This is a genomic window from Mesorhizobium sp. LMG 17147 (genome assembly GCF_024297145.1).
GTDB lineage: Bacteria > Pseudomonadota > Alphaproteobacteria > Rhizobiales > Rhizobiaceae > Mesorhizobium.
Genome location: NZ_JANCTC010000061.1, coordinates 1 through 572 on the forward strand (window position 1 = coordinate 1; position 572 = coordinate 572).

Here is a 572-nt window from a genome sequence, read left to right on the forward strand (position 1 = left end):
ACGGGCAAATCCAGCTCGACCTTTATCAGGCGGTCAGCCGGCTGATCTATGTGACGAGCGGCTGGTACCTGAAGAACGATGCCGGCACCGCGCCGCTCGGGCAGCGGATCGCCGAGTTGCAGGACGCGCGCAAGGCGCTGGAGCCGAAGCTGGTTTCGCTGCTGCCGGCCTTCTCGCGCGAGCGGATCGAGGAGCGGCGGCACAATCTGTCGAAGGGCGGCGCGCCCGAACAGCTCGCCGGACAGCTGGCAATGGCCGATCTGGCGGGACTGATCCCCGACATCGCATTGACGGCGCGCACGGCCAGCGCCGACATCATTGCGGCGGCCAAAGCATTCTTTGCTGTCAGCGATGCTTTCCGCATTCCGCGCGTCGAAGAGACGGCGCGATTGATCACGCCGTCGGACTATTACGATCAACTGGCGCTTTCCCGTGCCACCGACATGATCGGCGCGGCCAGGCGCGGCATCGCCGTGGCGGCACTCACCAGCCATGCCGAGGCGGCGGATCCGGTGGCGGCATGGCTGGAGGCCGGCGGCGAACGGGTCGGACGCATCCGCGAGCGGCTGCAG

Annotated in this window: 1 pseudogene; it reads left to right on the plus strand. The window is 67.7% G+C overall.

Going from position 1 to position 572, the window contains the following annotated elements:
- A pseudogene (locus NMG46_RS29570) lies at window positions 1-572 on the plus strand (NAD-glutamate dehydrogenase domain-containing protein); the annotation flags it as partial.